The sequence below is a fragment of the Streptomyces coerulescens genome, from assembly GCF_042657965.1.
GTDB lineage: Bacteria > Actinomycetota > Actinomycetes > Streptomycetales > Streptomycetaceae > Streptomyces > Streptomyces coerulescens.
Genome location: NZ_JBHSKM010000016.1, coordinates 252,524 through 274,659, shown reverse-complemented (window position 1 = coordinate 274,659; position 22,136 = coordinate 252,524). Strand labels below are relative to the sequence as shown.

Annotated in this window: 18 protein-coding genes; 6 read left to right on the top strand and 12 right to left on the bottom strand. The window is 69.6% G+C overall.

The window, feature by feature from the left end:
* Nucleotides 1–175 precede the first annotated feature (175 nt).
* Nucleotides 176–3,451, top strand: a complete 3,276-nt coding sequence (locus ACFPQ9_RS22695) for a LamG-like jellyroll fold domain-containing protein (RefSeq protein ID WP_380856048.1) — start codon at nucleotides 176–178, stop codon at nucleotides 3,449–3,451.
* 69 nt (nucleotides 3,452–3,520) lie between these two features.
* On the opposite strand, the gene ACFPQ9_RS22690 is transcribed toward ACFPQ9_RS22695, so the two are convergent.
* The 9 genes from ACFPQ9_RS22690 to ACFPQ9_RS22650 all read right to left on the bottom strand — a co-directional run bounded on the left by ACFPQ9_RS22690 (nucleotide 3,521) and on the right by ACFPQ9_RS22650 (nucleotide 13,855).
* Nucleotides 3,521–5,881: an AbfB domain-containing protein gene (locus ACFPQ9_RS22690; protein WP_380856045.1), complete on the bottom strand. Its 2,361-nt coding sequence runs from the start codon at nucleotides 5,879–5,881 to the stop codon at nucleotides 3,521–3,523.
* A gap of 124 nt (nucleotides 5,882–6,005) precedes the next feature.
* The gene (locus ACFPQ9_RS22685) at nucleotides 6,006–7,040 is read right to left on the bottom strand and encodes an ABC transporter permease (RefSeq protein WP_380856042.1); all 1,035 of its coding nucleotides are present in this window, start codon (nucleotides 7,038–7,040) and stop codon (nucleotides 6,006–6,008) included.
* Nucleotides 7,037–7,999 carry an ABC transporter permease gene (locus ACFPQ9_RS22680; RefSeq protein WP_380856039.1) on the bottom strand — a complete coding sequence of 321 codons (963 nt, stop codon included), beginning with the start codon at nucleotides 7,997–7,999 and terminating at the stop codon, nucleotides 7,037–7,039. Before ACFPQ9_RS22680 ends, ACFPQ9_RS22685 begins: the two co-directional genes overlap by 4 nt.
* Entirely contained in the window at nucleotides 7,992–9,551 is a 1,560-nt protein-coding gene (locus tag ACFPQ9_RS22675) for a sugar ABC transporter ATP-binding protein (protein ID WP_380856036.1), read from the bottom strand. The genes ACFPQ9_RS22680 and ACFPQ9_RS22675 overlap by 8 nt, the downstream gene beginning before the upstream one ends.
* Nucleotides 9,552–9,622: 71 nt before the next feature.
* Nucleotides 9,623–10,717, bottom strand: a complete 1,095-nt coding sequence (locus ACFPQ9_RS22670; RefSeq protein ID WP_380856033.1) for an ABC transporter substrate-binding protein — start codon at nucleotides 10,715–10,717, stop codon at nucleotides 9,623–9,625.
* Nucleotides 10,718–11,178: 461 nt separating this feature from the next.
* Entirely contained in the window at nucleotides 11,179–12,210 is a 1,032-nt protein-coding gene (locus ACFPQ9_RS22665) for a LacI family DNA-binding transcriptional regulator (RefSeq protein ID WP_380856030.1), read from the bottom strand.
* Nucleotides 12,211–12,367: 157 nt separating this feature from the next.
* The gene (locus ACFPQ9_RS22660) at nucleotides 12,368–12,496 is read right to left on the bottom strand and encodes a hypothetical protein (RefSeq protein ID WP_380856027.1); all 129 of its coding nucleotides are present in this window, start codon (nucleotides 12,494–12,496) and stop codon (nucleotides 12,368–12,370) included.
* Between the two features lie 176 nt (nucleotides 12,497–12,672).
* Nucleotides 12,673–12,867, bottom strand: coding sequence for a hypothetical protein (locus ACFPQ9_RS22655; protein WP_380856024.1), 195 nt, complete (start codon nucleotides 12,865–12,867; stop codon nucleotides 12,673–12,675).
* 427 nt (nucleotides 12,868–13,294) lie between these two features.
* Nucleotides 13,295–13,855, bottom strand: coding sequence for a TetR/AcrR family transcriptional regulator (locus tag ACFPQ9_RS22650; RefSeq protein WP_380856021.1), 561 nt, complete (start codon nucleotides 13,853–13,855; stop codon nucleotides 13,295–13,297).
* Between the two features lie 259 nt (nucleotides 13,856–14,114).
* On the opposite strand from ACFPQ9_RS22650, the gene ACFPQ9_RS22645 reads away from it, so the two are divergent.
* Nucleotides 14,115–15,134, top strand: coding sequence for an NAD-dependent epimerase/dehydratase family protein (locus tag ACFPQ9_RS22645; RefSeq protein WP_380856018.1), 1,020 nt, complete (start codon nucleotides 14,115–14,117; stop codon nucleotides 15,132–15,134).
* Between the two features lie 20 nt (nucleotides 15,135–15,154).
* Here ACFPQ9_RS22645 and ACFPQ9_RS22640 read toward each other — a convergent pair whose 3' ends face one another.
* Nucleotides 15,155–16,078 (bottom strand): oxidoreductase, encoded by a 924-nt coding sequence (locus ACFPQ9_RS22640; RefSeq protein WP_380856015.1) that lies wholly within the window; start codon nucleotides 16,076–16,078, stop codon nucleotides 15,155–15,157.
* Between the two features lie 80 nt (nucleotides 16,079–16,158).
* Here ACFPQ9_RS22640 and ACFPQ9_RS22635 point away from each other — a divergent pair, with 80 nt between their 5' ends.
* Nucleotides 16,159–16,785, top strand: a complete 627-nt coding sequence (locus ACFPQ9_RS22635) for a TetR/AcrR family transcriptional regulator (RefSeq protein WP_380856012.1) — start codon at nucleotides 16,159–16,161, stop codon at nucleotides 16,783–16,785.
* 79 nt (nucleotides 16,786–16,864) lie between these two features.
* Here ACFPQ9_RS22635 and ACFPQ9_RS22630 read toward each other — a convergent pair whose 3' ends face one another.
* Complete coding sequence (locus ACFPQ9_RS22630; RefSeq protein WP_380856009.1) at nucleotides 16,865–17,545, bottom strand: dienelactone hydrolase family protein; 681 nt, start codon at nucleotides 17,543–17,545, stop codon at nucleotides 16,865–16,867.
* A 55-nt stretch (nucleotides 17,546–17,600) separates the two neighbouring features.
* Here ACFPQ9_RS22630 and ACFPQ9_RS22625 point away from each other — a divergent pair, with 55 nt between their 5' ends.
* Nucleotides 17,601–18,650 (top strand): YihY/virulence factor BrkB family protein, encoded by a 1,050-nt coding sequence (locus tag ACFPQ9_RS22625; protein ID WP_380856006.1) that lies wholly within the window; start codon nucleotides 17,601–17,603, stop codon nucleotides 18,648–18,650.
* Here ACFPQ9_RS22625 and ACFPQ9_RS22620 read toward each other — a convergent pair.
* The gene (locus ACFPQ9_RS22620) at nucleotides 18,647–19,363 is read right to left on the bottom strand and encodes a FadR/GntR family transcriptional regulator (protein WP_380856003.1); all 717 of its coding nucleotides are present in this window, start codon (nucleotides 19,361–19,363) and stop codon (nucleotides 18,647–18,649) included. The two genes, ACFPQ9_RS22625 and ACFPQ9_RS22620, sit on opposite strands and share 4 nt — an antisense overlap.
* A gap of 227 nt (nucleotides 19,364–19,590) precedes the next feature.
* Between ACFPQ9_RS22620 and ACFPQ9_RS22615 the strand changes: the two genes are divergently transcribed.
* Together ACFPQ9_RS22615 and ACFPQ9_RS22610 are read left to right on the top strand one after the other, a co-directional pair.
* Nucleotides 19,591–20,817, top strand: a complete 1,227-nt coding sequence (locus ACFPQ9_RS22615) for an aminotransferase class V-fold PLP-dependent enzyme (RefSeq protein WP_380856000.1) — start codon at nucleotides 19,591–19,593, stop codon at nucleotides 20,815–20,817.
* A 17-nt stretch (nucleotides 20,818–20,834) separates the two neighbouring features.
* Nucleotides 20,835–22,136 carry an ABC transporter substrate-binding protein gene (locus ACFPQ9_RS22610; RefSeq protein WP_380855997.1) on the top strand — a complete coding sequence of 434 codons (1,302 nt, stop codon included), beginning with the start codon at nucleotides 20,835–20,837 and terminating at the stop codon, nucleotides 22,134–22,136.

Genomic DNA, 22,136 nt, shown 5'->3' with positions numbered 1-22,136 from the left:
GGTGCGCGAGGTCTGGACAGCGGTCCGGGGCCGTGCTGTCATTTCGGCTGTCGCAAGATTTCCAACGTTGAAAGAGCCGCCCGACCGCGTCCGTTCCGGTCTTCCGTCATTCCTGCGGCCTGGTCTTTCCAGCTGACCGGTCCCGGTCCGCGGCCTCTGTGCGAGGAAAGGTTCGATGACAAGACAACACATCCGCCCACGGACCAGACTGTGGGCGCTGCTGGCCACGGCCGCTCTCGTCGTTCCCCCGAGCGGTCTGGCCGCCACCGCGTCGGCGGCGGAGCCGACCGGCAGCGCCTCGGCGCTCTCCGCCGAAGCGGCCGACGTCGAGGTGCACGGCCTGAAGGGCGAGTACTTCAGCATGTCGGCGCCCGGCGCGCGGGACTTCGCCGAACTCGGTGGCACACTGCTCGACCCGCAGATCAACTTCTCGGGTCTGACCAGCACTTTCCAGGAACTGACCGGCAAGACGGAGCACACGACCGCCCGTTGGACGGGCCAGATCGAGGCACCCGCCACCGGCGACTACACCTTCTACGCCATCGGCGACAACGGCTTCCGCCTCTACATCGACGGCGAACCGGTCATCGATCACTGGGAGCCGGACTGGGACCGGGAACAGACCAGCGCCGCGATCCGGCTCAACGCCGGCGAGAAGCACGACTTCCGCCTGGAGATGTTCCAGGACTTCGGCGGCTCCAACATGTTCCTGCGCTGGGCCGGCCCGGGCCTGTCCAAGCAGCTCGTGCCGATGTCGGCGTTCACTCCGCCCGAGGGCTTCGAGGTGTACCCGGTGGAGCTGTCGGTGGCCGCGGACGGACGCCGGCTGCGGGCCCGTTTCGAGGGCCGGGTCGGTGAACTCCAGGCGGTCAAGGACCATTTGAAGGTCGAGGCCGACACCACGGCCATGCCCCTGAAGTCGGTCACCGTCGCCCCCGGGGACCGCAACTCCCTGCTCGTGACGCTCGCGGAGCCCGTCCAGAAGAACCAGCAGGTCCGGGTCACCTACGACGGTGAGGGCGGCCTGACGTCGGGCGGCGAGACCGTTCCGAAGGTCATCCGCTACGCCGACAACGCCTCCACCCACCGTCTCACCACCAAGTGGGGCGACAAGGTCGACAAGCGGAACCCGCTGCCGGAGTACCCGCGGCCGCAGCAGGTGCGCTCCAAGTGGAAGAACCTCAACGGACCCTGGCAGTTCAGCGGCGCGAAGGCGGGCGAGCAGCCCGTGTTCGGCAAGGACCTCAGCGAGAAGATCGTCGTGCCGTACCCGGTGGAGTCGCAGCTCTCCGGCCTTGAGCGGCACGAGGACCACATGTTCTACCGCAGGCTGGTGAACGTCCCCAAGGACTGGAACGTCGGCAAGGACGGCAAGGGCAACCGGCTGAAGCTGAACTTCGGCGCCGTGGACTATCAGGCCCGCGTCTTTGTCAACGGCACCAAGGTCGCCGAACACACCGGTGGCTATGACGCGTTCAGCGCCGACATCACCGACGCGCTGAAGGGCTCGGGGCCGCAGGAGGTCGTGGTCGCGGTCACCGACACCGGGGGCGCCGACCAGCCGATGGGCAAGCAGTCCACCAACCCGGGCGGCATCTTCTACACCCAGTCGTCGGGCATCTGGCAGACCGTCTGGATGGAGCCGGTCGCGAACGCCGCGATCGATAACGTTGTCTCCACGCCCGACATCGACACGAGCAGCCTCGCCGTGACGGTGGAGTCCGACAAGGCGTCCTCCGGGGCCCGGGTCGAGGCGGTCGCGCGGGACAAGCGCGGCAACGTCGTCGGCAAGGTCAGCGGACCGGCCAACAAGCAGCTACGACTGCCGGTCGCGAAGCAGCACCTGTGGAGCCCGGACGACCCCTACCTCTACGACCTCGACGTCAAGCTCACGGACGGCAGGTCGACCGACAAGGTCGGCAGCTACTTCGGTATGCGCAAGACAGGCATCGCGAAGGTCGGCGGATTCCAGAAACTGGTGCTCAACGGCAAGCCGGTCTTCTCCCTCGCCACCCTCGACCAGGGCTTCTGGCCCGACGGCCTGTACACCGCGCCGAGCGACGAGGCCCTGGCCTTCGACCTGAAGGCGCACAAGGAACTCGGCTTCAACGCCGTGCGCAAGCACATCAAGGTGGAGCCCGCGCGCTGGTTCTACCACGCCGACAAGCTCGGCCTGCTGGTCTGGCAGGACTTCGTCTCCGGCAACATCACCAACGAGACCGGGCAGCGCGCCTTCGTCGGCCAGGGCCGGGAGATGATGCGCGAGCACCACAACGCGCCGTCCGTGATCGGCTGGATCGTCTTCAACGAGGGCTGGGGCGAGTGGGACCGCACGGAGACCGGCAAGATCGCCGAGGCCGTGAAGGAAGCCGACCCGTCCCGTGTCGTCAACGCCCACAGCGGTGTCAACTGCTGCAATTCCAAGGGCGATTCAGGCAAGGGCGACATCATCGACCACCACGACTACAACAACGAGGACCCGCCGTTCCCCGACGACAAGCGGGCCGCGATGGACGGTGAGCACGGCGGCTTCACCCTGCGCACCCCCGGGCACATGTGGCCGGGCGCCCCGACGGTGATCTACAGCGGCGTCAACGACAAGGAGGCGCTGACCCGCAAGTACGTCGAGAACACCGAGAAGTTCTATCTCGACCAGGCAGCGAACGAGCTGTCCGGTTCGATCTACACCCAGATCACCGACCTGGAGAACGAGCTCAACGGCCTGTACACGTACGACCGTCGGGAGATCAAGGTCGACCCGGTCCGGGTCCGTGAGATCAATCGCAAGGTCATCGCCGCCGGTGCCGCCGCGGGCGAGCGGCAGCCGCTGAAGGGCGGCGGTCACTGGTCCCTCGACGAAGGCACCGGGACCACGGCGAAGGACGCCGGCCCGAACGCCAAGCCCCTGACGCTCTCCACGGGCACCACCTGGACGCCGGGCGTCAGCGGCAGCGCGCTGAAGTTCGACGGCAACGGCCAGTACGCCGAGACCGACGGACCGGTGCTCGACACCACCGGAAGCTACTCGGTGTCCGCATGGGTCCGGCTCGACGAGCTCCCCGGCAACTACGCCACCGCGGTCAGCCAGGACACCCGGCGCCAGGCCAGCCCGTTCTATCTGCAGTACGGGCAGGGCGCGTTCGCCTTCAGCACCCCGGGCGAGAGCCGTGCCCGCCTGGTGACCACGCCGGAGAAGGGCCGCTGGTACCACCTGGTCGGCGTCCGCGACGGCGCGAACAACACCATCAAGCTGTACGTCGACGGCAAGTCGGCGGCGACCGCCACCGGCGGCGCGGCCTACCCCAGCACCGGCTCCCTGGCCGTCGGCCGCGCCCAGTGGGGCGGCAACGACACGGACTTCTGGAACGGCGCCGTCGACGAGGTCCACGCCTATGACAAGGCGCTCACCGCCGAGGAGGTGAGCGCGCTGTACACGGACGAGAAGCCGTAGCGGCAGCGACGACGACTGGGCCCCGGCGAGGGTACTCCCCCGCCGGGGCCCACCCGATTTACTCTTCCCTCACGGTGCCCAAGGGGCTTCCACGGTCCACGTGGTGTCCTCCGTGAAGAGAGCGGGGTTGTCCCAGGTGTGGGTGCCACCCGGGGTGGTGAGCCACAACTCGGCGTTGTAGTGGCGCAGGTACTGCTCCGGGAAGTTGTAGGCGGACAGCCGCACACCCCCGTTCGCACCCCGGACGGGGCAGAAGGTGGCGTCGGCCCGGTACAGATCGCCGCTGCCGGCTTCCTTGTAGACGCGGTAGTCGCGGTGGCGCAGGTACTCGCCGGGGTAGTTGCGCGACTCGAAGCTGTAGCAGGAGCTGTTGGCGAGTCCGGGGACGATCTTCCAGGTGGCGTCGTTCTTCAGCAGGCCGTCGCTGCCGCCGCCCACGATCTCCGTGAAGACCGCTCCGTCCTTGTGGCGCACGAACCGGTCGGTGTAGCCGGGTGTCGTCACGCGCAGGGACTTGTACTGGCCGGTGGGCAGGGTGATGGGGGCCGTCGCGCCGCGGGAGGCGTCGATGAGGGCGCGGTTGGCCGCGCGCACCCGGGCCTCGTCGACCTTGACGACCTGACGGTCGTAGGTGAGCAGGCCGTTGACCTCGTTCTCGACGTCGGTGATCTCGGTGTAGACCGAGGCGGACAGGCCGCGCGGCATGCGTACCTCGCGGATGGCGTCGATGAGGCCCACGAACCGGTTGTTGAGGTGGGCGAGGTCGGGCTGGTCCTCATAGCTGAAGCCACCGCCGGGGTACCACTCGTGGCCGGCGACCTTGAAGCCCAGTCCGCCGAACTCGCCGAGCACGGCGGCCCGGGTGGCGCTGGGCACGGTGGTGCCGGGGCCGACGTAGACGTGATGGTCGACGACGTCGCCGTTGCCGCCGTCCACGGCACCGCAGCAGTTGACGCCGCTCATGTTGTCGACGAGCCGGGAGGGATCGGCGGCCTTGACCTTGTCGGCGAGGCGGGCCTGGTCGTACTGGCCCCAGCCCTCGTTCTGATTGACCCACATGACCAGGGACGGTGAGCTGCGGTGCTGGTCGATGATGCGGTCGTACTCGGCCTCCCACTGGGTGCGGGCGGCGGCGTCCGGGGTGCGTTCCATGGACGGCATGTCCTGCCAGACCAGCAGACCGAGTCGGTCGGCCCAGTAGAACCAGCGCTGCGGTTCGACCTTGATGTGTTTGCGGACCATGTTGAAGCCGAGGTCCTTGTGCTTCTGCAGGTCGTGGCGCAGGGCGGCGTCGGTGGGCGCGGTGTAGATGCCGTCCGGCCAGTAGCCCTGGTCCAGCGTGCCCGTCTGGAAGACGAACCTGCCGTTGAGGACGGGGCGCAGGACGCCGTCGACGCGGGCGATGCCGATGGAGCGCATGCCGGTGTAGCTGCCGACCGAGTCGACGATCGTGCCGCCGGAGAGCAGGTCGGCCTTCACGTCGTAGAGGAAGGGGTCCTCCGGGGTCCACAGGTGCGGGTTCGGGACGGGCACGGTGAACTCGGTGCCGACCGGGCCCGTGGCGGTGCCGATCGTCGTGCCGCCGGTGGAGACGCTGACGCGGGCCTGGTGGCCGTTCGTTCCGGTGCCGCGGACGGTGACCTTGAGGCGGTTGTTCGCCAGGTCGGGCACCATGTCGAGGCGGCTGATGTACGCGGAGGCCGTGGGTTCGAGCCACACGGTCTGCCAGATGCCCGATGCGGCGGTGTAGAGGATGCCTCCGCCGGGGTGCGGGGCGACGTCGCGGATCCGCTGCTTGCCGATGGCCTGGGTGCCGGTCTCGGTGGGGTCCCAGACGGAGACGACGATCGTGTTGGTGCCGGCGGTGAGGAGGTCGGTGACGTCGTAGGAGAAGGCGTCGTAGCCGCCGCTGTGGGTGGCGCCGGCCTGGCGGCCGTTGACCCAGACGGTCGTACGCCAGTCGCTGGCGCCGAAGTTGAGCTGAACGCGGCGGCCGTTCCAGTTCGATGGGACGGTGAAGGTGCGCTTGTACCAGAGCTTGTCGTTCTCGGTGATCTTGCGCTGGATGCCGGAGAGCGCGGACTCGGCGACGAACGGAACGCGGATCTGCTCGGTGAAGGTGTCGGGCTGTCCGGCGTCCGCCGAGGTGACGGCGAAGTCCCAGATGCCGTTGAGGTTGGCCCAGTCGGGGCGGGTGAGTTGGGGGCGGGGGTATTCCGGGAGCGGGTTGTCGGTGGGGACCTGGTTGGTCCAGGGGGTGGTCATGGGGGACGGCTTGGGAGTCCACGCCCGGGGTGCGGCGGCCGCGGACCCGGTGGCCGTCAGTGCCGTGCCGCCGACCAGGGTGAGCGCGGCGAGCGCGGTGGTCGCCCACCGCGCTAGCTGTCTCAGCCAGTCCAACGGCCTTCGGCCTGCGGGTACTCGACGCATCGTGCCTCCTTGAATCGTGGGGTGGGAGACGTGCGCGTGCGGACGGCGGCCCGAGAGGGCTCGGGCCGCCTGGAACCGGACGCGGCGGCCGGCCGTGGGGGCTCGACCGCCGGGTCCGGGGCTTTCACATGAGTTGTCGTCTGCGGCCCAGCCAGGTCTGGGCTATGACTACGACGGCGAGGAAGGCGCCGCTGACGACCTGCTGGTAGGAGGAGTCGAGGGAGCCGATCTGGTTGATGACGTTCTGGATGACCTTCAACAGCAGTACGCCGACCAGGGAGCCGCTGACGTAGCCGAGCCCGCCGGTCAGCAGGGTCCCGCCGATGACCACGGCGGAAATGGCCTCCAGTTCCATGCCGTTGCCGAGGATGGTCACACCGGAGGCGAGCCAGGCGGCGTTGAGGGCACCGGCGAGCCCGGCGAGGAGTCCGGACAGGGTGTAGACGAGAATCTTGGTGCGGGCGACCGGGGCGCCCATCAGGGCCGCCGCGTCCTCGTTGCCGCCGACCGCGTACACGTGCTGTCCGAATCGGGTGCGGCGCAGTACGACGGCGCCCGCCACGAACAGGGCCAGGGTGATCCACACCGGGTTGCCCAGGCCCAGGGTGGTGCCCTGGCCCAGTTCGGCGAGGAAGGAGCCCTTGCCGATCAGGAAGGTGTCCGCGCCCTCGTCGGTGATGGCGAGCAGCAGGCCGCGCGCGCCCAGCATGGCGGCGAGGGTGACGATGAACGGGGCGAGGCGGGAGCGGGCGACGAGGAGTCCGTTGACGACGCCGATCAGTCCGCACACCGCCAGCGGCAGCAGCAGCGCCACCAGGGTGCCGTGCCGTGATCCCCAGGCCGCGAGGACGCCGCCGAGGGCGAACAGCGAGCCTACGGACAGGTCGATGCCGCCGGTGATGATCACGAAGGTCATGCCGAGGGCGACGATCGCCAGGAAGGCCGAACTCGTCGCCATGTTGCTGATGTTGTCGCCGGTGGCAAAGGAGTCGAAGGAGAACGACGCCACCAGGGAGACGAGTACCAGCACGGCCAGCGCGCCATGCTGCTGGATCAGGGCGCTCAGCCGTTCGGAGCGGGCGGAGCCGACCGGTTCGCTCTCCCCCGTCGGCTTGCTGCTCGCGGTGGTCACAGGCGCGTCCGTTTTCGTGACGGTCATCGCTTCCCCCGTCCCCGTGCCGCGTAGACCGCGGCGACGATCACTATGGCCTGGGCGATCTGGGTCCAGGAGGGCGGCAGATCGTGCTTGATGAGGGTGGCGGTGAGCAGCTGGATCAGGACGGCTCCCGCGACGGTGCCGGCGATGTTGACCCGGCCACCGGTCAGCGGGGTACCGCCGACGACGACCGCCGTGATCGCCGAGAGCTCCATCAGGTTGCCCAGCGACGTCGGGTCGCCGGCCTGGAGACGGGCGGTGGCCAGCACACCGGCGACGGCGGCCAGCAGCGCGCACACGACGTACACGACGATCAGTACGCGCCGCACCGGCAGACCTGCGAGCTGCGCGGCGGGCCGGCTGTCGCCGATGGCGAGGAGCTGGCGTCCGAAGGTGGTGCGACGCACCACGAAGGCCACCAGCACGGCCAGGACGGCGGCGATCAGGATGAGGTACGGGATGCCGAGGAAGTCGCCGGAACCCAGGGAGGCCAGGGAGGGGTTGCGCAGGTCCTCCAGCTGGGGCAGCAGCACCAGGGCGAGGCCCCGGCCGCCGACCATGAGCGCCAGGGTGGCGACGATCGGTTGTACGCCGACGAGCGCGACCAGCGCACCGTTGGCCAGTCCGACCGCGGCGGCGAACAGCGCGACCACGAGCAGGGCGGGCAGCAGCCCGTAGCCGAGGTAGAGCGCGGTGACGGACGCCGCCAGTGCCATCACGGCACCGACGGACAGGTCCACGCCCTCGGTGCCGATGACCAGGGCCATGCCGAGGGCGACGATGATGACGGGGGCGACCTGGACGGCCTGGGTGCGGAAGTTCTCGGCGGAGAGGAAGTGCGGGGTGATGACGGTGTTGACGACGAGCAGCGCCGCGACGCCCGCGTAGACGCCGTACGTCTGGAGCCACTGGAGCACGCGGGCCTTGTCCAGCGGGGCGGTGCGGAGGGTGGCCTCAGCCATCGGTGGCCACCTCCTTGGCCAGGTGCTCCACCTGGGCGTCCCCGGCGATGGTGCGCATCAGCTTGTCCTCGGTGACGTCGTCGCCGGTCAGTTCGCCGACGACGGCACCGTCCTTCAGTACGACCACGCGGTCGGACCCTTCGATCAGTTCCTCCAGGTCGGAGGAGATGAGCAGGACGCCCAGGCCGTCGGCGGCCAGTTCGTCCACGAGTTTCTGCACCTCGGCCTTGGCGCCGACGTCGATGCCGCGGGTGGGCTCGTCGAGCAGGAGCACCTTGGGGTTCATGGCGAGCCAGCGGGCGAGCAGCACCTTCTGCTGGTTGCCGCCGGAGAGTTCCCCGACCTTCTGGTGCGGTGAGGAGGCCTTGATGCGCAGCCGCTTGATGAAGGTGTCGACGACGCTGTCGACGCGGGCCTCGGAGACGAGGCCGAAGCGGGAGAGGCGGGGCAGGACGGCGAGCGCGATGTTCTCCCGGACCGAAAGGCCGGGGACGATGCCCTCGCTCTTGCGGTCCTCGGGCAGCAGGCTGACGCCCGCCCGGATGGCGGCCGGCGCCGAACCGCCGCGCAGCGGGACGCCGGCCACCGTGATCCGGCCCGAACGGACGGGCAGGGCACCGGAGATGGCCTTCGCGGTCTCGGTACGGCCGGAGCCGAGGAGTCCGCCCAGGCCGACGACCTCACCGGGCCTGATGCTCAGGGACACCTCGTGCAGTTTGTGCGGCACCGTCAGTTCCCGGGCGTCCAGCACGGGTTGGCTGTCGGTCGCCTCGTGGTCGCCGGTGAACTTGGTGAGACCTTCCTCGCGTACCTCGCCCAGGTCGCGGCCGAGCATGGTGGAGACGAGGGCGAGGCGGTCGAGGTCGGCCAGCCGGCCGTGGTGGACGCGCCGGCCGTCGCGGAGCACGGTGACCGTGCTGCACACGGCGTAGAGCTCGTCGAGGCGGTGGCTGACGTAGACGACGGCGATGCCCGCGTCGCGCAGGCGCCGGATCACCGAGAACAGGGTCTCGACCTCGCGCGGTTCGAGGGACGAGGTCGGTTCGTCCATGATGACGATGCGGGCGTCGGTGGCGACGGCTCGGGCCAGGGCCACCATCTGCTGGGCGCCGACTCCGAGGGTGCGCAGCGGCCGGCGGACGTCGACGCGGACGCCGTAGCCGCGCAGGGTCTCCTCGGCCTCCCGGTTCATGCGGGCGATGTCCAGCACGCCGAAGCGGTTGCGCGGTTCACGACCGAGGAAGAGGTTGCGGGCCACGCTGAGCAGCGGGATCAGGTTGACCTCTTGGTAGATGGTCGAGATGCCCGCCTTCTGCGCGTCCAGGGGCGTGGCGAAGGAGACCTTGTCGCCCTGGAAGGTGATCTCGCCGGCGTCGGGGCGGTACACGCCGGTGAGGAGCTTGATGAGGGTCGACTTGCCGGCGCCGTTCTCGCCGATGAGGGCGTGGACCTCACCGGCGTGCAGGGTGAGGTCCACGTCGTCCAGGGCCCGGACGCCGGGGAAGGACTTGCTCAGTCCGCGGACGGCGAGGACTTCGGCGGGGGGTGCCACCTGTGCCTCCAGGAAGAAGAAGGAATGCAGGAGTGGGTCGGGGGCCCGGCCTCGGCCGGGCCCCCGCGGGTTCAGTACGCCTTGCCGATCTCCGACTTCGCGTTGTCCGCGTCGTAGGCGCTGTCCTGGATGATGACGTCCTGCGGGACTTCCTCGCCCTTGGTGAAGGTGTCGAGGGTCTGGAACGCCAGCGGGCCGAACCGGGGGTTGGACTCGATGACGCCGCTGATCCAGCCGTCCACGATGCCCTGGACGGCATTGCGGGTGCCGTCGACGGTCACGATCTTGACGTCTCCGGCCTTCTTGCCCGCGCCCTTCAGCGCGGCGACCGCGCCGAGACCCATCTCGTCGTTCTCGGCGTAGATGCCCTTGATACCGGGCTTCGACTGGATGAGCTGCTCGGTGACCTGCTGGCCCTTCTCCCGGGCGAAGTCACCGGTCTGCTCGAACACGACCTTCAACTCCGGTGCCTTCTCGGCGATCCGCTCCTTGAAGCCCTTGGTGCGCTCGGTGGTGACGTTGTTGCCGGCCGAGCCGAGGAGGATGGCGACCTCGCCCTTGCCGCCGGTCGCCTCGATCATCTGGTCGGCGGCGCGCTTGCCCTGCTCGACGAAGTCGGAGGCGATGAAGGAGACGTAGTCCTTGCAGGCGGTGGCGTTGATCTTGCGGTCGATCGTGACGATCGGGACCTTCTTGGCGGCCGCGGCCTGCAGCACCGGGTCCCAGCCGTCGGAGTTGAGCGGGGCGATCACCAGCAGGTCGGCGCCCTTGGCGAGCAGGTCCTGGACGTCGCTGATCTGCTTGGAGAACTGCGACTGGGCGTTGGCCGTCAGCAGCTTGACGCCCCGCTTCTTCGCCTCGTCCTTGATGGACTGGGTCTCCGCGATGCGGAACGGGTTGGCCTCCTTCTCCGACTGGGAGAAGCCCACTGTCGCGTTCTTCAGATCCAGCTTCTCGGCGCCGTAGGCGTCGATCGCACAGGTCTTGCTGCCCGGCTTCGGTGTGACGACCTTCTGTTCGGCTCCGGCGGCCGCCGGGGACTGTGTGTCCTTCGACGCGTCGTCCTCCGACTTCGCGCAGGCGCCGGCGGTCAAGGCCACAGCGGCGGCCAGGGCCACGACCCCGGGGCGGGTGAGGAGACGAGGACGGTGAGTGGTGCGCTGCATGGTGACCCCGATCCGGGCGACGCTGAAAGGGAACTGGGGAGCTGACACAGGAGCAGAAACGGTGCATCTCCCCTGGCGGGCAACGTTGTCGGGCCCGCCGCAAGGAGGTTTTTACATCGTTGGAAGGACGCTGTAAACCCCCTGTGCGCACACCTGTGTGCATCCTGGGAAGGCAGGGATACGGGGGAAGCGCTTACCCGACCGCGGGTTGAGGGCGTGCGTCAACTCCCGTAGGGCCTCCGGCCCTCGGGCGACCAGGCTCTTTGCGGCAGCCGCGGGTGCCCACCGGGCGCAGCAAGCAGGAAGCGGGAAGTCGGGAGCGGGAAGCGGGGAGCAGGGAGCGGGAAGCAGGGGGTGGATAGCGGGAAGCAGGGAATAGGCAGCGGGAAGCAGGGTTTCAGCCGGAGTCGGTGAAGTGGTCACCGCGGCCGTACCCGTACGAACCGGCGCCCGTCGGCGGGTCAGCCTTGCCGACGGTCCTTCGGCGCGCCGCGCCCGAGGGTGCTCTCCCGCTCGACCAGGCGGTACTCCGCCCAGACTCGGCGGGGTTCGGGAGCCTCGCCGCCCAGCCGGGCGAGCACCGACTCCACGGCCAGTCGGCCGATGGCTGACTTGTCCGGCGACACGGAAGTGAGCGTCACCGCGCCGAAGTGTCCCTCGACCACGTCGTCGAAGCCGACGACCGCGATGTCCTCGGGGACGCGCAGTCCGCGCTCGTGCAGGACGCGCATGGCGCCGATGGCCATCGGGTCGTTGTACGCGAAGATCGCGTCGGGGCGCCGGCCGGCGTCGAGGATCCGCGTCATGGCCGCCGCGCCGTCCGCATGCCCCCAGCCGTCGGTGGCGGCCACGAGCCCGTCGTCGGCGGGGAGTCCGGCGGCGGTGAGCTCCTCGCGCCAGCCGCGTACGCGCAGTTGCGCGGGCTCGCTGCGGCCGCGCCGGTCGCCGATGAACGCCACCTCCCGGCGTCCGAGGCCGACCAGGTGCCGGACGGCGGCGCGCGCCGCGGCGACGTTGTCGATGGCGATGTGGTCGTAGGGGAGGTCGTAGTCACGCTCCCCGAGCAGCACCAGCGGCACGTTCTCCGCACGGTCGCGCAGGTCTTCGGCCTCCAACTCGATGGGGCTGAGGATGAGTCCGTCGATGACGCGCGCGCGGAAGCCCTGACTGACCAGGAGTTCCTGTTCGCGGCGTCCGCCGGTGTGATCCAGCAGCACGATGTAGTCATGGGCGGCGGCTGCATCGATGACGGCGGCGGCCAGTTCGGCGAAGTACGGGTTGCCGAGTTCCGGCAGGGCGAGCGCGATCATGCCCGTGCGGCCCTTGCGCAGGTGCCGGGCGGCCAGGTTGGGCCGGTAGCCGAGCGCGTCGATGGACCGCTGGACCCGTTCACGCATGGCCGGAGTGACGTGCTGGTAGTTGTTCACCACGTTGGAGACGGTCTTGATGGAGACCCCGGCATGGGCGGCGACGTCCTTGAGGCTGACCCGCACGGCATTCCCTTTCAGAGCGGCCCGACTCGGGTGGTCGGTGCGGGTACGGTGTCGTCACCGTGAGCCTGGCGCCGAGTCCCAGTGCTTGACATTTACAACGTTATACAGCTGTCATCGTCGCGCTGACAAGGCGTTGAACCGACACCCGGGGCGCGGATTACACGTCGCCGTCCGACCTGCTCATCGTCCCGTAGAGGATGCCGACGATCGCCGCGGTAGGCCAGGTGGTGGCGGGTGAGTCGTAGCGGGTGAGTCGAAGCCGGTGTTCTCGTGGCAGCCGTCTCATCCATGCACTGTCCCGGCGCCCGGCGCCGACGCACTGCAGCGGGTGGGCATCGGCTGCGCATCGCGGCTGGGCCGGGTGGGCTTCGGCTGGGCAGGCTGGGGCATCGGCTGGGCAGGCTGGGGCATCGGCATGGATCGGGGGCGGTTCCTGACCGCCCCCGCGTTCCCGCCGGGTCTCTAGCCCTTGCGTCCCTCCCAGCCATAGGGGGTCTCCGCGCCCTGCGCGGGTTCGCCGATCAGCCCTGCTTCCCTTTGCTCGCGTACCGTCAGCTGCGCGAGTTCGTCCTGGTCGGGGCGGCGGGGCAGGCCCCTGTTGTGGCCATGCTCCCAGTCGCCCTCGACGGCCTTGTTGGACTTGTGATGGTGCGTCATGCGCGGCCTCCTCGATCGAGGGCCGGGAGTGCTGAGAGTCGAGTCAGCTCCTCAGCACCTGTTGGATCACCCCTGGCGACGCTGTCGGTGACATGCCGAAGACACCGGTTCAACAAACCGCAGAAGGCGTTTGGCGAGCCGAAACCGAACGACGACATCGACATGGCAACTCCTGGGTCATCGACGGCTCCCCTCCACGAAAACGCGGCATTCCGAGCCCTGCAAGCCGAGCGAGGGACCATGCCGGGCAATCCGTGCCGGCACGTGTTCTCCGGCGCTACGCGCTGTGATGCGGGCTGCTCGGGCTCCGGCCCTTCACAGCCCGGGGGGTGGGCGTATCCAGCCCTTCACGGCCCGGGGCTGGGCGTATCCGATGGAAATGCCGTCGAGCCTCACCCACACCCGTCACACCGCGGGCCGGTCAGGATTACCTGGTCCGGAGTCCGTCCACGATCAAGGTCAGGATGCGGGCCGCCCGCACCGCGCCGCCTCGGGCCGGGTCGATACGCCACAGGACGCTCAGTTGCAGGAGGACGTCCTCCGGGTCGAGGCCGGGCTTGAGGGTGCCGTCATCCGCGCCGGCTTCGAGCAGACGGGCGATGGCACCGACGAAGGGCTCGTAGTACTCGTCGTCGAGACCGCCGTTGGTCGCCGCGTGGATGACCTCCGCCACGCCGAACTTGAGCCGGCCGTAGTGCGCGACCTCCTCGAACCAGAGGCGGAGCGCCGTCAGTGGCGGGTTCTCCCCCAGGAGGGCCGGGACACGGTCGATCAGGGACTGGATGTCATGCCGGTACAGCTCCATGACCAGCGCCTCCCGCGTCGGGAAGTGCCGGTAGAGCGTGCCGATGCCCACGCCCGCCTGCTTGGCGATCGCCGTCAGCGAGGCCGAACCGGACCCGGACAGCGCTTCGCGGGCGACGGCCAGGATGCGCTCCCGGTTGTCCAGAGCGTCTTTCCGGGTCGGTTTCGCGGGCGGCGGGTTCACGTGAGAGATCCAATCATGCCGATTCCATCGTGCCGATTCCATCGTGCCGATTCGGTCGTGCCGATTCGGTCGTGCCGGGCGGTCGTGCCGATTCGGTCGTGCCGGGCGGTCGTGTCGGGCGGTCGTGCCGGTAGGCCACGCGGCCACGCCGCCAGTTGCCAAACGGAGGGGCCTCCGTTACGTTGGAGGACATACCGGAGGACCCTCCGTTTCATTCTGGCACATCGCCCCGTCCCACCCCATTCCACGGAGGAATCCCATGCCCGAATTGGTATTGGTCACCGGCGGCAGCGGCTACATCGCCGGTTGGTGCATCGCCGAGTTGCTGCACCGCGGATATGACGTACGGACCACGGTGCGCAGCCCCGAGCGCGAGCGGTTCGTCACGGAGGTCGTCTCCACCGAGGTCGACCCGGCGGGGCGCCTGAGTTTCGCCGTCGCCGACCTCACGGCGGACGACGGCTGGGACGCGGCGATGAAGGGCGTCGAGTACGTCCTGCACGTCGCCTCCCCGCTGGGCGCCGCCCCCGACGACCCCCAAGCCCTCATCGCCCCGGCGCGCGACGGCACCCTGCGCGTACTGCGGGCGGCGACCGCGGCCGGCGTACGGCGCGTGGTGATGACGTCGGCGGCGAACGCGGCGAGCCCGTCGTCGTACGCCTCCGAAGGCATCACCGACGAGACCCTGTGGACCGACCCGGACGACCCGACACTGATCCCCTACCGCCGTTCCAAGACCCTCGCGGAACGCGCCGCCTGGGACTACATGGAGGGCTACGACGGTCCCACCGAGTTGACGACCGTGCTCCCCGGCGCCGTGTTCGGCCCCGTACTCACGCCCGACAACCTCGGATCGGTCGGGATCATCGCCCGCATGATCTCGGGGCAGATGGCGGGAGCGCCGCGCATCGGTCTCGAGGTCGTCGATGTCCGCGACCTGGTCGATGCGCACATCCTGGCGATGACCTCACCGGCTGCCGCCGGCCAACGCTTCCTCGCCACCGGCGAGTTCCTGTGGATGACCGACATGGCCCGCATCCTGCGTGACGGACTCGGTGAACACGGCCGCCGGGTCAGGACGCGTCGGATCCCGGACTTCGCGGTCCGTCTGACGGCGCGGTTCAAGGATCCCTCGCTCCGCGAGATCACCCCTTCGCTGGGCCGCCGTAACCGGCACAGCACCGAGAAGGCGCGCACGCTCCTCGGCTGGCGAGCACGACCCGCGCGCGAGACGGTCCTCGACTGTGCCGACAGCCTGATCGCCCACGGCGCGGTATAGCTAGGGCCGTCGCCGCCTGCTCAGCTCCGGACGCCGATGGCGAGTTCGGGGAAGGTGACACCGGTCAGCTCCTCGGACACGGTCCACAGACGTCGGGCGACGGCGGGGTCGCCGGCCGCCGCCGAGCGGCCGACCAGAGCCGGGGCGCCACGCATCTCGAACATGCCGTCAGGGCCTACGAAGCTAGCGCCGGGCAGGTCCTGGACGGCGGCGTACAGGGTGGGCAGCGCCCCGGCCCGGCTGTCCTGGGCGACGAGCCTGTTGCCGAGGCGGAGAGCGAGGCCGCGCAGGAAATTGGCGTCGTGACTCTGGAGGTTGGTGGCGGCCCAGCCGGGGTGGGCGGCGAGGGCGCGGACCGGTGAGCCCGCCCCGGTGAGCCGTCGCTGGAGCTCAAGGGTGAAGAGCAGGTTGGCGAGCTTGGACTGGCTGTAGGCGGCCATCGGGTGGTACTCGCCGGCGAGGTCGAGGTTGTCGAAGCGGATGCGGGGGTTGCCGGGCGCCCTGTGTCCGGTGGACGACAGGGTCACCACACGGTCGGTGATATGCGGCAGCAGCAGGTTGGTCAGGGCGAAGTGGCCCAGATGGTTGGTGCCGAACTGCATCTCGAAGCCGTCCTTGGTGCGCGCTTCGGGGATGTTCATGACGCCGGCGTTGTTGATGAGCAGGTCCAGGTCGCCATGCCAGGCGGCGGCGAACTCGCGGACCGAGGACAGGTCGGCCAGGTCGAGGCGGCGTACCTCCACGCTGCCGTTGACGGCCGCCGCCGCGCTCTCGCCGCGCCCGGTGTCCCGGACGGCGAGAACGACGTGGGCGCCGGCGCCGGCCAGCGCCTCGACGGTCGCGAGGCCGAGTCCGCTGTTGGCACCGGTCACGACGGCGGTACGGCCCCTCTGGTCGGGGATGTCAGTGGTGGTCCAGGGCTGAGGGTTCTGGTTCTTTGCCATGCCTCCAATGTAAGCGGTGATAACAATGTATGCAACGCTCACAATGTGGGCGTTGCTCACGCCGACGCTAGGCTGAGGGCATGACGAGCCGCCCCTACCACCACGGAGACCTCCCGACCGCCCTGCTCACGCGCGCCGAGCAGGCCCTGCGCGAGCGGGGGCCCGGGGCACTGTCACTGCGGGAGCTGGCCCGCGACATCGGGGTGAGTCCCGCCGCTCCCAGCCGCCACTTCAAGACCAAGCAGGCGCTGCTGGACTCGCTGGCCCTGACCGGTTTCGAGCGGCTCGCGGAGGCCATCACGACCTCCCAACAGAACCTCGACGGCGCATCCTTCGGCGACCGACTCGGCGCCGCGGCCCGCGCCTACGTCGGCTTCGCCGTGAACAACGCCGCCCTGCTCGACCTGATGTTCTCCGTCAAGCACAGCCCGCAGGCGTCGCAGGAGCTTGGGGCGAGTGCCCACCGCTGGTCCGAGCAACTCCTCGGCCTCATCGGCGACGGGCAGCGAAGCGGCGAAGTGCGGGAGGGACAGCTGGAGCGCGTCGCCCTGCCGATCTTCGCGGCCCTGCACGGCTACGCCAGCCTGGCAGTGAGCGGAATGCTGCCACCGGTGGTCTTGGAGCACGGACTCGACGACGTGATCGCGTCCATCCTGCGCGCGTGCACGCCGGACGCGGAGCAGGCAGGACTGCCGAGCCCGCGCTGACCCGACACCCCGGCGAGGAGGGACGACGCCCACTCGCACGGCGCGAAGGTGATGACCGAGCTCCGACGTACCGCGTCCGCTACTGTCCCGGTCGCGGAAGCGCCGCCAGCAGCCCGGCGACGGTCGCGGCGACGGAGCGATGCCAATACTGTCCGCGGCGGATCATGGCGTGATCCCCACCCTTCACCAGTTCCAGGTGAGCCCGCGCGCCGGCCACACCGGCCCGGCGTACGAATGCCGCCGACGCGGCCGGGTCGGTGATGCGGTCGCGGTCGCCGTGCAGCACGACCACGTCCTTGTCCCGCAGCTGCTCCACCGGCTCGCCCTCCGGACACCACGGCCCCAGCGCAAGCACGGCCCGCACCTCCGGGGCCACCGCGGCGCGCAGCGCGGCGCGGCCGCCCATCGAGTGCCCGACCAGCACCACCGGAACGTCTCCGACCTGTGTGGCAAGCTCCCGCAGCGCCCGGTGGGCGTCGCGGACCGGATCGGCGTCCTGGCCGTTCCAGCCCCGTACGCGATAGCGCACCTCGGCCAGCAGGACGTCGGCATCCGGCACCGCGGCGGCGACGGCACGGACGAAGGGCCGCATCCGCACGGCTGCCGGATGCCAGTGGCGGGACCTGGCCCGGCTGTCGACGGATCCGCCGTGCAGGAACAGAACCGCGGCGCGCACCGACCGCGAGGTACGCCGGGTCAGCAGCGCGGTCGCGGCTCCATGCGCTCCCGTGCCGCCGGATCCGCTCTCGTGCCCTGCCATCCGTTCTCCTCCGCGCATACGTGTGGGGTGACGCACAACCGGTTACTCGTGCGGAATGGTACGGACGCTGAAAGGGCACGAGAGGCATGGTGGGCACCGCGCGGCCGAGACCGGGCGGGCATCCGAGGCCGGCCCGGACGAACAGGTGGAGCGGCGAGCGCCGGACAGTCCCACGGACCTGCCCAAGCGCTCCTGGGTCGCGGTGCTGAAAGGCACCCTGAAGGAGTTCAAGAAGGACGAGCTCACCGACCGGGCCGCGGCGCTGACCTACTACGGCATCCTCGCCCTGTTCCCGGCGCTGCTGGCGCTCATCTCGCTGCTCGGAGTCATCGGGGAGTCCGCGACGCAGCGAGTGCTGGACAACATCCAGAAGCTGGCCCCCGGCGCCGCGCGAGACGTGCTCACCAGCGCCGTTCAGCAGATGCAGGGCAACGCCGGCATCGGGTCCGCCATGGCCGCCGTGGGTCTGCTCCTCGCCGTGTGGTCGGCCTCCGGCTACGTCGCCGCGTTCATCAGGACCGCCAACGCGGTGTACGACGTCCCGGAGGGCCGCCCGGTGTGGAAGGTGCTGCCGGTCCGCGTCGGTGTGACGGTGACCCTGCTGGTCATGGCGGTCATCAGCGCGGTGATCGTCGTGTTCACCGGCGGCCTGGCCCAAGAAGTCGGCTCCTCACTGGGTATCGGCGACACAGCGCTCACCGTGTGGTCGATCGCGAAGTGGCCGGTGCTCGTCCTCCTGGTCTCGACCATGATCGCGATCCTCTACTGGGCCACTCCGAACGCCAAGGTCCGCGGCTTCCGCTGGGTCACGCCGGGCAGTTTCCTGGCACTGGCGATCTGGCTGATCGCCTCGGCCGGCTTCGCGGTGTACGCGGCGAACTTCGGCTCGTACAACAAGACCTACGGCACCTTCGCGGGCGTGATCATCTTCCTGGTCTGGATGTGGATCACGAACCTGGCGATCCTGCTGGGCCTGGAGTGCGATGCGGAGCTGGCTCGCCAACGTGCCGTCGCGGGCGGTCACCCCGCCGAGAAGGAGCCGTACGTAGAGCCTCGCGACACCAGCAAGTGGGACGAGGACGACCGCCGACGGCTTGGGTCCTAGGCCGAGTCCCGCCGGGCAGGTCCGTCGGCCTCTTCCACCGGCGGCATGAACGCCCGCAGCCACCGCTCCGTCTGCGCGACATGCGCCTGTGCCGCGCCCGCCGCGGCCACGGGGTCACGGTCGGCGATGGCGGTGGCCAGGACGCGGTGGTCGTCGTCGCTCTTCCTGCGCAGGTCGGGGCCTTCGGGCAGGGTGAAGACCTGGTACTTGCGGGAGCGGGCGCGGAAGACCGCCAGGAGAGTGGCCAGGGTGGGATTGCCGCCCACGCGTGCGATCTCCGCGTGGAAGCGGTGGTCGAGTTCGGATGCCTTGGTGGGGTCGCTCGTGGCCTCCATGTCCTCGATGAGGGAGAACAGCGTGCGCACGGTCTCTGGTGTGCAGCGCGCCGCCGCCTGGGCGGCCACGTGGGCCTCCAGGACGCGCCGGATCTCGTAGACCTCCAACAGGCCCGAGAGCGGGAGGAGTTCGAGGGTCAGGGAGAGGCTGCCGATCACGTCCTCGGGCCTCAGTTGTGAGACGTAGGTGCCCGAGCCGTGCCGCGGCTCGATGACGCCCAGGGCGGCGAGCATCCGTACGGCCTCGCGCAGCGACCCGCGGGAGACCCCCAACTCCTCACAGAGCTCGCCCTCGGGGGGAATGCGGTCGCCCGGACCGAGGCGCCCCGTCCCGATCATGTGCCGTAGGCCGTGGAACGCCTTCTCGACTGCGGACATCCGTCCCTCTTCCTCCCCTGCCGGTCCGGCGATCACACCGCCGTCCCCTTGGAGCACTGTAGCGAGTGTCAGATGTGTCGGATGCGTGTCACTCCGAAGTCATCTGATGACTTTCACTGTACGACCCTTGTTTCCTTCGAGAAAGGTAGTGCAGGATGCCGAGTCATCAAACGTGTCCGGCGGATTCCGATCTTCCGTGAGCCCGCCCTGCCCAGATGTGGAGTCCTGTGAGCGAGACCGAGGTGACCACCGCACCGCGCCCTCTGCTGCTTGCGGACGGTCGGCCCGCCGACCGGGCGTGGTCGCTGGATCCTGCCCTCAAGCATCTGAACCACGGCTCCTTCGGGGCCGTCCCGCTGGTGGCCCAGGAGCGGCAGGAACTGCTGCGCGTGGAGATGGAACGCTCACCCGTGGTGTGGTTCCCCGCGCTCCCCCAGCGGCTCGCCTCGGCCCGTGTCGAGCTCGCCGACTTCCTGCGCGTCAGCGCCGGCGACCTCGCCCTGGTACCGAACGCCAGCGCCGGTGCGAGTGTCGTCTACGCCGCACTCAGCTTGCGTCCCGGCGGGGAGATCGTCGTCACCGACCACGGCTACGGAGCCGTGACGATGGGTGCCGAGCGGCTGGCACGACGCTGGGGCGGCCGGGTCCGTACCGCCCGGGTGCCACTGGACGCGGACGAGGACCAGGCATACGAGGCCGTGGTCGCCGAACTCGGCGATGCCACCGAGCTGGTCGTCGTCGACCAGATCACGTCGGCGACCGCGCGTCGGTTCCCGGTGGAGCGCATCGGGGCGGAGGCCGGTCGGCGCGGCATCCCCGTCCTCGTGGACGGCGCCCACGCGCCCGGCCTGCTCGACTCCCCGCTCGCCGACGCCACCTACGACGTCTGGACCGGCAACCTGCACAAGTGGGGCTGCGCCCCGCGCGGCACGGCGGCCCTGGTCGCCCGCGGCCCCCTGCGCGACCGGCTCTACCCGCTCATCGACTCCTGGGCCGCAGCCGATCCGTTCCCGGACCGCTTCGACACCCAGGGGACCGTCGACGCCACCTCCTACCTCGCCGCGCCGACATCGCTGGCGTTCATCGAGCGCACCTGGGGCTGGCCCGCCGCCCGCCGCTACATGGACGAACTTGCCGACTACGGCGCCCGTGTCATCGGCGGCGCGCTCGCCGAAACGGCCGGCGCGGACAGCGACGGCGCGGTCGACGTCGGCATGCCCGTCCCCGGGATGCGCCTGGTGCGCCTCCCGGACGGGCTCGCCGCCGACCGCCTGGAGGCCGACGCGCTGCGCGACCGGGTGGCTGTCGAACTGGGCGTGGAAGCGGCCTTCACCAGCTTCGACGGCATCGGCTACATGCGGCTGTCCGCCCACGTCTACAACACGGCCGCCGACTACGAGTACTTCGCCGAGGAATGCGTCCCCGTCCTCGGCCGGTGGGCACGAGGAAACTGAAGGAAGAGGTCAGCACAATGAGAAGAAGGACGGCAGCTCTCGCGCTCGGCACCGCCGCCGCGATGGTCCTGACCGGCTGTTCCACCATGAGCCCCGAGGCGAGCGGAACAGTCACCCTCAACATGGTCGAGAGCCTGACGAACCCGACCCGCACCGCACTGCTCAAGGACCTCATAGCCGACTTCGAGCAGCAGAACCCCAAGGTCAAGGTCAACCTGGTCTCCCCGCCCACCGAGCAGGCCGACCAGAAGCTCCAGCAGATGCTCCAGTCCGGCAGCGGCGTGGACGTCCTGGAGGTCCGCGACATCACCGTCGGACCCTGGTCGAACAACGGCTGGCTCTACGACATGAAGAAGGACCTCGACGGCTGGAAGGGCTGGGAGGCGATGACGGAGAACGCCGTCAACGCATCCAAGGACGCCAAGGGCAAGACGTACTTCGTCCCGTACGGCTTCTACGGCCTGAGCCTCTTCTACCGCACCGACCTGATCAAGGAGGCGGGCTTCAGCAAGCCGCCGGCCACGTGGGCGGAACTGGTGGAGCAGGCCTCCGCCATCCACGATCCGGCCAAGCGCCGGTACGGCTACGCCTTCAGGGGTGGCGCCAACTCCAACAGCAACGCCACCGCAGCGATCGAGGCCTACCTCGCCGACCAGGTCGACCCGGCGAACGGCTTCAAGCTCAAGGACGGCCGCACGATCTTCGCCGCCCCCGAGGCTGAGGAGGCCATGAAGAACTATCTCAAGCTCTTCAAGGAGGCCTCCCCCAAGTCGTCCGTCGCCTGGGGCTACCCGGAGATGGTCGAGGCGTTCTCCAACGGCTCCACGGCGTTCCTGCTCCAGGACCCCGAGGTGATCGCCACGGTCTCGGAGTCCAAGTCCATCTCGAAGGACCAGTGGGGCACCGCGCCGCTGGTGGCCGGGCCCGGCGGCAAGACCGTGCAGCCGCTGGCCACCGCCGGGTGGGGTGTCGCCCAGGGCAGCGAGCACAAGGCCGAGGCCGTCAAGCTGGTCGAGTTCCTCTCGCAGGGCGAGGCGTCGACGACGTTCACCAAGAAGAACAGCCTGGTGCCCATCCTCAAGTCGGCGACCAGCGACCCCTTCTACAAGACCGGTCCCTGGTCGAGCTACGTCACGATGACCGAGCAGCCGGACAAGTACCTGGTCGTCACCCAGCCGCGTGGTGTCACCTGGTGGGCCGAGTGGCAGCAGAAGGCGGACGCCGACGTGCAGAAGCTGATCCTCGGCAAGACCACGCCCAAGAAGCTGGTCGCGGGCTGGGACGCGTACTGGACCGAGAAGTGGCAGCAGGAGCAGTAG